This is a genomic window from Kitasatospora brasiliensis (genome assembly GCF_032654805.1).
GTDB lineage: Bacteria > Actinomycetota > Actinomycetes > Streptomycetales > Streptomycetaceae > Kitasatospora > Kitasatospora brasiliensis.
In genome coordinates, this window is record NZ_JAUOOW010000008.1 from 359,447 (window position 1) to 371,747 (window position 12,301).

Sequence of the window (12,301 nt, forward strand, 5' to 3'; positions counted from 1 at the left end):
GGTGGTGGCGGGGCTCAGGGTAGTGCGCTTGCGTCAGACGTCGCCGAACTCGCCGGAGCGGATGCCGAAGACGAAGGACGACCAGGCGTCAGCCGGGAAGGTCAGCGCCGGACCCTCCGGGTCCTTGGAGTCACGGACGGGGACCACGCCGGGCAGGCTGTCGGACACCTCGACGCACTGCCCGCCGTTGCTGCTGTAGCTGGACTTGAACCAGTCGAGCTGGGTCACAGTTGCCTCCGTAGGTCGCGGATCATCGCCACGGAGTCCGCCTGTGATAGAGCGTGCGTTTGGAGATGATAGTAGGCCGTCAGCTCTGCCGATACCGCGTTGATGTCCCTCGATAGTTGCCCTCGATGCACGCTCTCCGCGTAGGACATGAGCGAGCGGTTGGGCAGCGTCAGGATCGTCACCGGCAGGTCGAAGGCTCGGTTCTCGGCGAGGGCGAACGAGGCAATCTGTAGACGTGTGGTGGGCTGCTCCGCGAACTCCATGAGTCGGTCCAACTGTGACGCCATGACAGCAGCCCCACCTACCGGCCGACGGATGCAGCTCTCATCCATGACGACATGGATCAACGGGGGCGGCTTCCGGCGCGTGCTCAACTGCCGGTCTATGAGGAGTCGAACTCGTTTGTCGGCCTTGTCCTGGGTGATGTTGCCCCTGCGGACAGCACTTGCCTGGACGGCGGCCGCGTAGTCCTCGGTCTGAAGTAACCCCGGCACGAGCCCGAGTTCGAAGAGCCGTAGTTCGATCGCCCTCCCTTCCTCGGTCACGAACTCGGCGAAGCCTGCGAGGAGTGCGCCGCTGTGCCGCACCCCTTCGGCCTTGTGCGCGAAGAGGCCTTCTTCCGATGTGTCAAACGCCTTGTCCAGTCCTGTTGAAATCCGTGGACTTGGTTTCCGCCGACCATTTTCCAGCGCGGAAATGTGTGACCCGGTGCAGCCGACAAGCTCGGCAAGATACTCCTGCCTCCAGCCCCGCTGCTCGCGCAAGCAGCGAAGGAACGTCCCGAACTCTGCGGCCGGCGATGTCTTGGGGTCCAGTTCGCGCTTGTTCAAGGCAAGTCATCCCACCAATCAAACGTCATCGGCAAGTTGAACAGGTCTCGGACTGTACGCCACAGTGGGCGCCCCTGGGTAGTCGTAGCACTACAGAACGGAACCCCCATGGCGCGCAAGCGAACCCCCACGCCCCCCAGCCGGCCGCCCTACCGGCCCCAGCCGGGCGAGCTGGTGCTCGACACCACGACCGGTCAGCCCGTCGTCTTCATGGCCACGTACAACAACCACGCCTACCTCCGACCGCTGGGCGGCGGGCTGGAGCACACGGTCCGACCCGCCCAGGTCGAGCCGCTGCCGGGCGAGCCCCAGATCGTCGTGGACCTGACGGACAGGCCCCGCGACACCACCCCCCTCCCCGCGAACACCGCGTGAACCTGCGCGACCGCTGCGCCTTCCTCGGCCGGACGGTCCACAGCCTGATGCGCGAGCCGCGGGTGACCTGGTCGTGGATCTGGGGTGCGTACCTTCAGTTCACGCCCCCGGTGCTGTGGTTCAGCCCGGGTCGCCGGCAGGCGGTCGCGCGGGCGAACCGGGTCCGCGACGACGAACGCCACGCTCACGAGGCGCTCGCCGAAGCCGTCCGTGACGCGATCCTGGCTCAAGTCGAGGAGGCGAAGGCGCACGCGCAGCGTGCGGCAGCCCTCTACGACCTGGTCCATGAAGTGATCCCGGCGCCTCCCCGCCGGCCTCGGGTGGCACGCCCGCCGAACCGGCGAAACTAGCCCCCCGCCTCGACTGCTGCTCTCTGCCAGGAACTGCAGTCGGGGCGGGCACCAACTCCCGGCATGCAGTCCTGACGGCGGTCAGGACTGCATGCCGGGACACGCTCCGGGTACTGGATCCCCGGTGCGTACGCCGGCCCTCGGATGTTCCTGACTCGACATCACCGGGGGCCGGCCCCAACCTCCGTCCCGAGGTCGCCACCGCTTCCGCCCGAATCCACTGAGGAGACACGATGCGGACCTCACGCGCCGTACTGCTGGGCGCCGCGCTGCTCGCCGGGGTCGGCGCCGCCCACCTGGCGCTCAACCACCGCTACCAGCGGCAGCGAACGACCCTCACCCTTGAGGACATGAACCAGCGGCTCGCCGGCGACGCCCACCCCGAGTGGTACGCGGACCACCCCCTGCTGGACGGGCTGGACCGCGACACGCGGGCGCGCCTGCTCCACATCGACCGCTCGATCTCACTGACCGCCGCGAAGTACCGCATCGGGCAGATCCCGGACGGGGAACTCGATTTCATCCTCTGCGTGCTCGCGATCGAACCGGCCGCACAGACCTACTGGCAGCGGCTCGGCCGTCGCCTGGTCGACGAGGCTCGGGCGGGCGACTCGGCGAGCCGGCGGCTCGGCGAAGGGCTGGTGCGCGCGTTCGGGGAGCCGCCTGTCGAACAGCACGCCGCGTAGTCGCCCACCGCCCCGGCGTTCAGCACCACGCGCGGATCAGGTGGCGGGTGCTCGGCGACGGCTGAGCCCGTCGGTCAGTCGATGCCTTCGATGATGCGGACGTCGCGCTCGACGGCGTCGGAGAGGACCACCAGCGCCTTCTGGTAGGCCTCGCTCTCGTACGCCGCGACGGCCTGTTCGAAGCTGTCGAACTCGATCAGTAGGACGCGGTGCGTGGTTCCGTCCTCGTGGGCGACGACTCGGCCGCCACGGGACAGGAGCCGCCCGCCCCCGGCTCGAACGGCCGGTCCGGCCGGACCGGCCGGCGAGCGTCGAACAGGTGGGCGCTGCCGTGGACGAGGTGCTGGGCGGCCCCTGCTTCCGCGAGGGGGCGGACGTCCTGCGCTCCGGCCACTTCTACGCCGGTGTGCACGGCGCACTAGGAAGCACGAGCAGCGCTTTACGGGAACTCCTTCACGCCCTACCGGTTCCGATAATCGCTGTAAATGATGAGCACACCGCACATGAATCAGGTGATCCGCACCCCTGTCCCTCGGCCAGGCGGACATGCGGAGGAAGGAGCCCATGGTGTTGCTTCTCATCTCCCCGGACAGCGTCGAGGAGGCCCTCGACTGCGCGAAGGCGGCGGAGCACCTCGACATCGTCGACGTCAAGAAGCCCGACGAGGGCTCGCTCGGCGCCAACTTCCCCTGGGTCATCAGGGAGATCCGTGACGCGATCCCGATGGACAAGCCGGTGTCCGCCACCGTGGGAGACGTCCCCTACAAGCCCGGCACCGTGGCCCAGGCCGCGCTCGGCGCGGTCGTCTCCGGCGCCACGTACATCAAGGTCGGCCTCTACGGGTGCACGACGCCCGCTCAGGGCATCGAGGTCATGCGCGCGGTCGTCCGGGCGGTGAAGGACCACCGCCCCGAGGCGCTCGTCGTCGCCTCCGGCTATGCCGACGCCCACCGCATCGGCTGCGTCAATCCGCTCGCCCTGCCGGACATCGCCGCTCGCTCCGGTGCCGACGCGGCCATGCTCGACACCGCCGTCAAGGACGGGACGCGGCTGTTCGACCACGTCCCGCCGGACGTCTGTGCCGAGTTCGTCCGGCGTGCCCACGCGTCCGGTCTGCTCGCCGCCCTCGCCGGCAGTGTCAAGCAGGCCGACCTCGGTCCGCTGACCCGCATCGGCACGGACATCGTGGGCGTGCGCGGAGCGGTCTGCGAGGGCGGTGACCGCGATGCCGGAAGGATTCAGCCGCACCTGGTGGCTTCCTTCCGGGCGGAGATGGACCGTCAGGCCCGGGAGTACGGGGTCGGCGCCCCCGTCGTGAACTGACCGCCGGCATGCCGACATCCGAGCCCGACCGCGTCCCCGGACGCCGGACCGCGCACTTCGCCGTCGTCGACCCGGCCACCGGGGAGACCTTCGACGAGGCCCCCGACCAGCAGCCGGACGAGCTGGACGCGGTGGTCGACCGGGCCCACCGCGCCTGGCGCGGCTGGCGCGCCGACCCCGCCGCCCGCACCTGCGCGCTGTACGCGGCCGCCGACGCCGTGGAGAGCGCCGGCGACGACCTCGCCCGGCTGCTCACCCGGGAACAGGGCAAGCCCCTGGCCGAGTCGTCCGCGGAGATCGCCCGTACGGCGGCCCGCCTGCGCTACTTCGCCGAACTGGCCCCCAGGACCCGGCGGATCACCGACGGGCGGCCCGTGCACAGCGAGATCCGCTGGCGTCCCCTCGGCCCCGTCGCCGCGATCGTGCCGTGGAACTTTCCTCTCCAGCTCGCGGCGGCGAAGTTCGCGCCCGCGCTCGCGGCGGGCAACACCGTGGTGCTCAAACCGTCTCCGTTCACACCCCTCGCCACTCGACTGCTCGGCTCCGTCCTCGCCGCCGCTCTGCCCGAGGACGTGCTGACCGTCGTCACCGGCCGCGAACCCCTCGGCGCCCGCCTCGTCTCCCATCCGGGCATCCGCCACGTCACCTTCACCGGCTCGGTGCCCACCGGGCGGGCCGTCGCCGAAGCCGCGGCGGCCTCGCTCGCCCGGGTGACCCTGGAGCTGGGCGGCAACGACGCCGCCGTCCTGCTGGACGACGTCGAGGTGGACCGGATCGCGGACCGGCTGTTCTGGGCCGCGTTCCGCAACTGCGGGCAGGTCTGCATGGCGGTCAAACGCGTCTACGTCCCGGCCCGGCTCCACGCCGAGGTCGTCGAAGCCCTCGCCCAGCGCGCGAAGACCGTCGCCGTCGGGGCCGGGCTCGACCCGGACACCCGGCTGGGCCCGATCAACAACGCCCCCCAGCTGGCCCGGGTCGAGCAGGTCGTGCGGCAGGCCCTGGCGGGCGGCGCGAGGGCGGCGGCCGGCGGTCACCGGCTGGACGGGCCGGGCTACTTCTTCGCTCCCACGATCCTCACCGACGTCCCGCCCGACAGCGCGGTGGTGACCGAGGAACAGTTCGGACCGGTCCTGCCGGTGCTGCCCTACCGGAGCCTCGACGAAGCCGTCGCCGCGGCCAACGGCACCGGCTTCGGACTCGGCGGATCCGTGTGGGGAACGGACCTCGACCGCGCCGAGACGGTGGCCGACCGGCTCGAATGCGGCACGGCCTGGATCAACCACCATGCCGAACTGTCCCTCGCCCAGCCCTTCGCAGGCATCAAGAACAGCGGTGTCGGCGTCGCGGGCGGACCGTGGGGGCTCTACGGCAACCTCCGGCCGTTCGTCGTCCACCGCCCACAGGAGGCATGACGATGAGGTACCAGGCGGCCGTACTGCGCTCGTACGAGGCTCCGTTCACGGTCGAGGAGGTGGCCCTGCGCACGGAACCCGCCGAGGGCGAGATCCTCGTCGAGATCGCGGGCTGCGGGATGTGCCGGACCGATCTCGCGGTCCGGCGCTCGGCCGGCCGCAGCCCGCTGCCGGCCGTGCTCGGCCACGAGGGGGCCGGGGTCGTGGTGCGGGCGGGCGGCGGCCCGGACACCTCGATCGAGGTCGGTGATCACGTCGTGCTGAGCTTCGACTCCTGCGGACACTGCCGGAACTGCCGCGGCGCGGCCCCCGCCTACTGCGAATCCTTCGCCTCCCTCAACCTCTTCGGAGGACGCGAGGAGGACGCGCCGCCGCTCACCGACGCGAGCGGGGCGGCGATGGCCCCCCGGTGGTTCGGCCAGTCCTCCTTCGCCGAGTACGCGCTCGTCCCGGCCCGCAACGCGGTCCGGGTCGACCCCGCACTGCCCGTCGAACTGCTCGGGCCGCTCGGCTGCGGCTTCCTCACCGGTGCCGGAGCCGTGCTGAACACCTTCGGCGCCGGCCCCGGCGACACCCTCGCGGTCTTCGGCGCGGGAGCGGTGGGCCTGGCCGCGGTGATGGCGGCCACCGCCGCCGGCGCGCTGACCGTGGCCGTCGACCGGCACCCCGAACGCCTGGCCCTGGCCGAACGGTTCGGCGCGATCCCCCTTCCGGCCGGAACGGCCGCACTGCCCGACCGGATCCGACGACTGACCGACGGCGGTGCCCAGTACGCGCTGGACACCACGGCCTCGCCCCCGCTCATCAACGACGCGCTCCGGGCCCTGCGCCCCACCGGCAGCCTCGGCCTGGTCGCACGGCTCCCCACCACGCTGCCGCTCGAAACGGGCACGCTGGACCGCGGCCGCGGCATCCGCCACATCTGCGAAGGGGACGCCGTACCCGGACTGCTGATACCCCGACTGGTCGGGATGTGGCAGGCCGGACGCTTCCCCTTCGACCAGCTGATCCGCACCTACCCCCTGGCCGACATCAACGAGGCCGAACGGGACTGTGACGCGGGCCGCGTCGTCAAACCCGTCCTGCTCCCGGCCGGAAGAGGCCGCTGAGCGCGGTGCGCGGCACCGCACAGTCCCCACTCCCGTACTCCCCCACTCCCGTACTCCCGTACTCCTGTCAACGGAGGAAACATGGCCGGCACGGCGCACCAGCACACGGACGTGGAAGGCGTGGACGGAGGCGTCGGTCTGACCGCCCTCCTGGTCGCCGCGGCACGGGCGATCGAGACCCACCGCCATGACAGCCTGGCCCAGGACGACTACGCGGAACACTTCGTGCGCGCCGCCCCGGCGTGCGCCGACTGGCCGGTGCGCATGCAGCAGGTCCCGGACGGGGACGGCAATCCGTTGTGGGGGCGGTTCGCCCGCTACTTCGGCCTGCGGACCAGGGTCCTCGACGACTTCCTCCTCCGTTCGGTCCGTACGGGCGTCCGCCAAGTGGTCCTGCTGGGGGCCGGGTTGGACACCCGCGCCTTCCGGCTGGACTGGCCGTCCGGCTGCGTGGTCTTCGAGATCGACAGAGCCGGCGTGCTGGCTTTCAAGCACCGGGTGCTCAGGGACCTGCCGGCCACCCCGAAGGCGAAGCGCGTCCCCGTGCCGGTCGATCTGAGCGCCGACTGGGTCACCGCGCTGACCGCCGCCGGATTCGACCCGGCCGTACCGAGCGTCTGGCTGGCCGAGGGACTGCTCTTCTACCTGCCGAGCTCCGTCGAGACGCACCTCATCGACGCGGTGGACGGGCTGACCACCGAAGGCAGCGCACTGGCCTTCGAGGCCAAGCTGGAGAAGGACCTGCTGGAGTACCGCGACAGCGCGATCTACACGGCGACGCGGGAGCAGATCGGCATCGACCTGATCCACCTCTTCGACCGGGGAACACGCCCTGACTCCGCGGGCGCCCTGACGGCCAAGGGCTGGTCCACCTCGGTACACACCCCCTTCGACTTCACCCACCGGCACGGACGCGGCCCGCTCCCTGAGCCGAACGACGCACTGGAGGGGAACCGCTGGGTCTTCTCGCACAAGCGCCCGAGCAGGGGCCGCCCGGCGTGAAGTCCGGAGGCTCGTCTCCCATCGCGCTTCCTCGACCTGCCAGGTTCCGCGGATCCGCGCCGTGCCGCGGAGACGCTCGCCTTCGCGGCCATGGGCGGGAAGCGGCGTGCCAGGGTGTAGGTGCCGCCGGGGAGCTCGGCTGTTCTACCCCACGGCTACGACCGGCGAACCTTCGTTGGGCCCCGCGCACTTGGGCTGTGCACGCCCCCGCGTCACCCCGTGCGCCGTTCCGCCCCGGGGTGACGCTGCGCCAGGATGGTCAGCCGGTCGCATCCGCCGTACAGGAGGGCAGCAGCGTGGGAGAGCACTCGAAGCCGCCGAAGGACCCGGGCCAGGGGACGCCGCCGCCGGGCAACGCCGACGGCAAGGTCACCCTGCCGCCGCCGAGCAACGGCAAGCACCAGAAGAAGTGATCGTGGACGACGACGTGAGGCCGGTCGGCCGGGTGACCCTGGACGCGGAGATGGAGCGGGCCGGGGCGTGGCCGAAGGACTCGCCGTGGCTGCGCGAGGCCTTCGCCGCGCTGCCGCGCGAGCGGTTCGCACCGGACCGGCTGTGGCGGTGGGACGGCTGGGCCTACGTCCCGGTGGACCTGCTCGGCGACCCGGACGGGTGGCTGGCCGAGCTGTACGCCGGCCCCCACTCCCCGGCCGTCACCCAGCTCTGCGGCGGCCTTCCGTCGTCGTCGCTGTCCGCGCCGTCCGTGGTGGCGGACATGCTGGACAGCCTGCGGCTGGAACCGGGCCACCGGGTGTGGGACGTCGGCACCGGGCAGGGCTGGACGGCGGCGCTGGCCGCGTGGCGGGCCGACCCCGGCCTTGTGGCCACCACCGAAGTGGACGAGCGGCTGGCCGAGTTCGCCCGGGGCCGCCTCGTGGCCGCGGGACTCGACGTCGAAGTATTGGTGGGCAGCGGCACCGTCGGCGGCCCGCCGGGCGGTGGCCCGGTCGACCGGCTGCACGCGACGTACGCGGTCGAGGCGGTGCCGTGGTCGTGGGTGGAGGCGGTGCGGCCGGGTGGGCGGATCGTCTACCCCTGGGGACGGCTCGGGTACGTCGCGCTCACCGTCGCCGACGACGGGGCCGCCGCGCACGGCTGGGTCCACGGCCTGGCCCAGTTCATGGGCGACCGGACCGGACCGGCCCAGGCGAGCACCGGACGCCCGGCCTACGCCGCGGTACGCGGCGACGCCGAGCCCGAGGCCCGCCGGGTCCTCGACCGCGACGCCGCCGCCCTGAAGGACTGGCACCTGCGGTTCGCGCTGCGCGTCGCCGTCCCGGATGCCGTGCTCCTCACCGAGCAGAGCGAGGGCGGACCGGTTTCCCTGGTCCACGACGGCAACCGCTCGTGGGCCGAGATCGGCCCGGCCCCGGACGGCCGACCGGTGCTGTGGCAAGGCGGGCCGCGCAGGCTCGGCGACGAGCTCCTGACCGCCTGGGCCCAGTGGGAGGAGCTCGGACGGCCGGACCTGTACGACTACGGCATCACCGTCACCCCCGACGCCCAGTGGGCGTGGCAGGGCGACCCGCAGGACGGTCCGCGCTGGCCGATCGAGTTCGGCCTCGTCTCGCCCCGCGCCGGGTAGGCCAAGAGACGGCGTGAAGCTTCCGGCCGGTAGGTTTCACCCGATGACCACCGAAGCCCTGCTGCGGCTCTACGGCCGCGAACACAGCGACATCTGGGACCGCTTCCACTCCGAATTCGACTTCCGGCCCAACACGTACGTGTTCCCCGGCATCACCGAGCCCGCACCGTCGATCACCTGGAGCCTCGACGCGCTGGACGACGACCCCGGCGACCGCGGGCTCCACCGCCTGGTCGACGTGGTGCAGGACGGGCTGGTGAAGTGCAGCCGCCCCGGGGAGGCGCTCTGGATCCTGGACTGGCAGCACACCTGCTACCGGCTGCGCCCCGACCTGCCGCCCACCGACATGTTCCTGCCCCGGGTCCTCGAAGGCCGTACCCGGGAGGGCTGGCCGCTCACCCCCTACCCGGACGGCGACTACGCCGTCTTCCTCGCCGAGGACCTCCGCTTCGGCACCTTCGGGCACCCCTGGGAGAGCTCGTTCTGCGTCTTCGGCGCCGAGCTGTTGGACGCGGTCGCCGAGGACGTCCACCAGGTGCTCGCGCGGGTGCTGCGCCGCGACGGAAACCGGGACGGCTTGCCCGGGTGACGGGCCCCGGGCCCGTCACCTCCCCGTTCCCGTCCCCTCCCGGACCGCAAGCTCAGGGGCAAGTGACCGCTTGCCTGACACCCCGGCGGCCCGCTGGCACAGGTCGACGAGGGAACCGAGGAACTGGCCGCCGTACGTCCGGGCGGTGGCGCAGAGCTCCGCGTCGGTGGGGCCGGCGTGGCCGCCGGACGAGTGGCCGGCGCCGGGGGCGGGCCGCGGCCGGGGGTGGGCGGCCGGGGCGTCGTGCCGCCGACCCGAGCCCGGCGCCTGCGCGCGCCCGGCCTGGGATGCGTCCCCGTCAGGGTCCGCGGCTTCCTGTCCGTCGGCGGGCACGGCGTCCTTCGCCTCGGGGGCGGGCTCGTCCTCCGCCTCCTCCGTCAGGTCCGCTTCGAGGTCCGGATCCCAGGAGTCCGACGGCACGGAGAAGTCCAGGGCCGCCACGAGGGCAGGGACGACCAGCTGGTCGTCCGACGCCACCCGCTGGTCCGCCCCGAAGCGGCCCAGCTGGCCGACCTCCGTCGCTCCCGTGACCAGCGCCGTCGCGAGGACGACCGCGACGACGGTCCCGCGCCCGAACACCCGGGTCAGCGACGGTGAGACGGCCGGACGACGCCGGGCGGCCGGAAGCACCGGGACCACCTGGGGCTCCGACGCCACCAGCTCCGCCCGCCGCCGGCACACCTCCGCGTTGCGCGACGCCGCCCACTGCTCCACCGCGCCCAGACCCGCCCACGCGGCGGCGGCCCCGGTGAACAGGTCGGCCGCCCGCTGGGGGTCCCCGCCGACCGCCGCGACGTACGCCCGCACCTCCTGCGCGCGCAGCGCCTCCGGATGCAGCGCTCCGCGCTCCCGGACGACCCGCTGGTACAACTCCTCGGCCAGGTGGGTCGCCAGGTCCACGTCCCCCGCCTCCATGGCCTCCCGGATCAGGGCCACCAGGGGGGCGTAGACCTCGGGCAGCGTCTCGGCGGTGCTCGCGGTCTCGACGGTGACCGCGCTCTCGGCCGTACTCGCGGTCTCGGCGGTGACCGCGGTCCCGGCCGTACCGGCGGTCTTGGCCGTACTCGCGGTCTCGGCGGTACTCGCCGTCCCGGCGGTACTGGCGATCCCAGCGGTACTCGCAGCCCTGGCGGTCCCGGCGGTACCGGCGGTACCCGCACGGCGCCCGACCCCCAGGAACAGGCGGGCGGGCGGCACGCCCGTGCCGCCCGCCCTCGGCGGGGTGTCGGTGGTAGACGAGGTGTCAGTCGTATCGGTCATGAGGCCCCTCGCAGGTGATCTCCGAACGATGGCATCCCCTCGCCGCCGTCGGTCAGAGCCACCCGGCGCCCGAAACCGCAATCAGCCCATCGGGTGAATCCGCCGCCACCCCCTCCGGCTCACGGAAGGCCGCAGCCCCGAGTTCCGTGCGCAGAGGGAGGCGTACTGGCTCCGCCCCAACCGGTGGTGGCTGATGGGAAGGTCAGGACGTGCCCACGAAGCGATCCCGGAGATCGAGGCCCTGTCGGCCGACGAAGTCGACAATCGCGAACTGACCATCGGATGGCTGCTCGCCCAGGCCGATCACGTCTGCGACGCCCCTTGGACGACCCCGGATACCGCGCCTCGGGAATGACGCTCCCCGCCGGTCGGGGCATCGAACGGAAGCCCGAAGAGCGTGAGCGGTGCGCGAGGACACCGAGCTTCAGGTCGTACTTGCCCGATGAGCCGGTAGCCGCCTCCCGCCCTTCTTCTCCCTGCGACCTGTATCGCGGGTGCGGTCGGTGGCCCACGTGCCGAGAGTCGCTCGCCCATGCGGGAAGTCAGGGGTCCGGTGGGCAGAGCCGAGGCCCTGCCCACCGGAGCTCTACGTGACGGTGTTGTGATCAGAGGGTGCTGGTGATCATGGTGCCGGTGTGGTTTCCGGGGATGGAGGTGAGGTCGAGGGTTTCGGGGGCGGCCCAGGTGCCGTCGGCGTGCCGGGCGGTGAGCAGGACCTTGTTGTCGCTGGTGGCGATGGCGAACTGGGCGTCGGTGTCGACGGGGGCGGCGCTGATGCTGGTGCCGGTGATGTTCCCGATGACGCCGCCGAGGGAGGCGATGGGCTGCCAGCTGCCGTTGGCGTAGCGCAGGGTGTGGTACTGGCCGTCGCTGGCGATGAGGGCGAGGTTGAGGTCGCTGTTCTGGCGGGAGATGGCGACGGCGGTCACGGGCGCGGTGGCGCCGGCGGCGTCGGCGACCGATCCCCACCTGCTCCAGTTTCCGCCGGCGTTGCGCAGGGTGTGGTAGACCTTCCCGCCCGACACGGCCGCGATGTGGAGTTCCCCGCCGGCGGCTCCGGCGGCGGAGATCGAGGTGATGCCGGTGAGCGGCCCGGTGACGTCGGTGACCACCTTGAACGAGGACCACTGGCCTCCGGCGTTGCGGACGCTGTGGAACAGGATGCCGTCCGCGACGACGACGACGTGCAGGTCGCCGCCGACCGGGGAGATGGTGACCTGGGTGATGTTGCCGAGGTCGGAGACGGTGGTGTTGAGGTCGACGAACTTCTGGCCCCAGCCGCCGTCGAGGTTGCGGATGGCGTAGTGCAGGTGTCCGTCGCCGCCGAGCGCTATGACATGGGTGTCGGCGTTGATGCCGGCCGTGGAGACGGCGCGGACGCCGCCGATGTTGCCGGCCGTGGCCTGGACGTCCTCGTACGGGGTCCACGAGCCGTCGTACAGACGGGTCGCATGGTAGAGGCTGTTGTTGCTGCGGATCAGGGCCTGGGTCTTCCAGCCCATGGCCTTGGCACGGGTCTGCTGTACCCAGCCGGCGATGTCGTCGACGCGGG

Annotated in this window: 13 protein-coding genes and 1 pseudogene; 9 read left to right on the forward strand and 5 right to left on the reverse strand. The window is 72.1% G+C overall.

Annotated features, from left to right (window positions below; all coding sequences use genetic code 11):
• Nucleotides 1-33: 33 nt before the first annotated feature.
• Both QWJ13_RS30285 and QWJ13_RS30290 read right to left on the reverse strand, forming a co-directional pair.
• Nucleotides 34-228 (reverse strand): DUF397 domain-containing protein, encoded by a 195-nt coding sequence (locus QWJ13_RS30285; RefSeq protein ID WP_316528462.1) that lies wholly within the window; start codon nt 226-228, stop codon nt 34-36.
• Nucleotides 225-1,058, reverse strand: coding sequence for a helix-turn-helix domain-containing protein (locus tag QWJ13_RS30290; RefSeq protein WP_316528463.1), 834 nt, complete (start codon nt 1,056-1,058; stop codon nt 225-227). Before QWJ13_RS30290 ends, QWJ13_RS30285 begins: the two co-directional genes overlap by 4 nt.
• Before the next feature lie 108 nt (nt 1,059-1,166).
• Here QWJ13_RS30290 and QWJ13_RS30295 point away from each other — a divergent pair, with 108 nt between their 5' ends.
• The 3 genes from QWJ13_RS30295 to QWJ13_RS30305 all read left to right on the forward strand — a co-directional run bounded on the left by QWJ13_RS30295 (nt 1,167) and on the right by QWJ13_RS30305 (nt 2,469).
• Nucleotides 1,167-1,433 carry a hypothetical protein gene (locus QWJ13_RS30295; RefSeq protein ID WP_316528464.1) on the forward strand — a complete coding sequence of 89 codons (267 nt, stop codon included), beginning with the start codon at nt 1,167-1,169 and terminating at the stop codon, nt 1,431-1,433.
• Nucleotides 1,430-1,783, forward strand: a complete 354-nt coding sequence (locus QWJ13_RS30300; RefSeq protein ID WP_316528465.1) for a hypothetical protein — start codon at nt 1,430-1,432, stop codon at nt 1,781-1,783. Before QWJ13_RS30295 ends, QWJ13_RS30300 begins: the two co-directional genes overlap by 4 nt.
• A gap of 233 nt (nt 1,784-2,016) precedes the next feature.
• Complete coding sequence (locus tag QWJ13_RS30305; protein WP_316528466.1) at nt 2,017-2,469, forward strand: hypothetical protein; 453 nt, start codon at nt 2,017-2,019, stop codon at nt 2,467-2,469.
• Nucleotides 2,470-2,543: 74 nt separating this feature from the next.
• Here QWJ13_RS30305 and QWJ13_RS30310 read toward each other — a convergent pair.
• Nucleotides 2,544-2,762, reverse strand: a pseudogene (locus QWJ13_RS30310) (DUF1330 domain-containing protein); the annotation flags it as partial.
• A gap of 274 nt (nt 2,763-3,036) precedes the next feature.
• Between QWJ13_RS30310 and QWJ13_RS30315 the strand changes: the two are divergent.
• The 6 genes from QWJ13_RS30315 (at nt 3,037) to QWJ13_RS30340 (ending at nt 9,489) form a co-directional block, all read left to right on the forward strand.
• Complete coding sequence (locus QWJ13_RS30315; RefSeq protein ID WP_316528487.1) at nt 3,037-3,792, forward strand: (5-formylfuran-3-yl)methyl phosphate synthase; 756 nt, start codon at nt 3,037-3,039, stop codon at nt 3,790-3,792.
• Nucleotides 3,793-3,800: 8 nt separating this feature from the next.
• Nucleotides 3,801-5,204, forward strand: coding sequence for an aldehyde dehydrogenase family protein (locus tag QWJ13_RS30320; protein WP_316528467.1), 1,404 nt, complete (start codon nt 3,801-3,803; stop codon nt 5,202-5,204).
• 2 nt (nt 5,205-5,206) lie between these two features.
• The gene (locus QWJ13_RS30325; protein WP_316528488.1) at nt 5,207-6,313 is read left to right on the forward strand and encodes an NAD(P)-dependent alcohol dehydrogenase; all 1,107 of its coding nucleotides are present in this window, start codon (nt 5,207-5,209) and stop codon (nt 6,311-6,313) included.
• A gap of 81 nt (nt 6,314-6,394) precedes the next feature.
• Nucleotides 6,395-7,315 carry a class I SAM-dependent methyltransferase gene (locus QWJ13_RS30330; RefSeq protein ID WP_316528468.1) on the forward strand — a complete coding sequence of 307 codons (921 nt, stop codon included), beginning with the start codon at nt 6,395-6,397 and terminating at the stop codon, nt 7,313-7,315.
• Between the two features lie 415 nt (nt 7,316-7,730).
• Nucleotides 7,731-8,900, forward strand: a complete 1,170-nt coding sequence (locus QWJ13_RS30335) for a methyltransferase domain-containing protein (RefSeq protein WP_316528469.1) — start codon at nt 7,731-7,733, stop codon at nt 8,898-8,900.
• Between the two features lie 43 nt (nt 8,901-8,943).
• Complete coding sequence (locus QWJ13_RS30340; protein WP_316528470.1) at nt 8,944-9,489, forward strand: DUF2716 domain-containing protein; 546 nt, start codon at nt 8,944-8,946, stop codon at nt 9,487-9,489.
• Nucleotides 9,490-9,504: 15 nt separating this feature from the next.
• Here the strand turns inward: QWJ13_RS30340 and QWJ13_RS30345 are convergent, their stop codons facing one another.
• Both QWJ13_RS30345 and QWJ13_RS30350 read right to left on the reverse strand, forming a co-directional pair.
• Nucleotides 9,505-10,749, reverse strand: a complete 1,245-nt coding sequence (locus QWJ13_RS30345; protein WP_316528471.1) for a hypothetical protein — start codon at nt 10,747-10,749, stop codon at nt 9,505-9,507.
• 605 nt (nt 10,750-11,354) lie between these two features.
• On the reverse strand, nt 11,355-12,301 hold a 947-nt coding region (locus QWJ13_RS30350), incomplete at its 5' end, for a PLL family lectin (protein WP_316528472.1).

Excerpts from the sequence above, each read along its gene's own strand:
- QWJ13_RS30295 (WP_316528464.1), top strand. The coding sequence starts at position 1,167 with ATGGCGCGCAAGCGAACCCCCACGCCCCCCAGCCGGCCGCCCTACCGG.
- QWJ13_RS30305 (WP_316528466.1), top strand. The coding sequence starts at position 2,017 with ATGCGGACCTCACGCGCCGTACTGCTGGGCGCCGCGCTGCTCGCCGGG.
- QWJ13_RS30320 (WP_316528467.1), top strand. The coding sequence starts at position 3,801 with ATGCCGACATCCGAGCCCGACCGCGTCCCCGGACGCCGGACCGCGCAC.
- QWJ13_RS30325 (WP_316528488.1), top strand. The coding sequence starts at position 5,207 with ATGAGGTACCAGGCGGCCGTACTGCGCTCGTACGAGGCTCCGTTCACG.
- QWJ13_RS30330 (WP_316528468.1), top strand. The coding sequence starts at position 6,395 with ATGGCCGGCACGGCGCACCAGCACACGGACGTGGAAGGCGTGGACGGA.
- QWJ13_RS30340 (WP_316528470.1), top strand. The coding sequence starts at position 8,944 with ATGACCACCGAAGCCCTGCTGCGGCTCTACGGCCGCGAACACAGCGAC.
- QWJ13_RS30345 (WP_316528471.1), bottom strand. The coding sequence starts at position 10,749 with ATGACCGATACGACTGACACCTCGTCTACCACCGACACCCCGCCGAGG.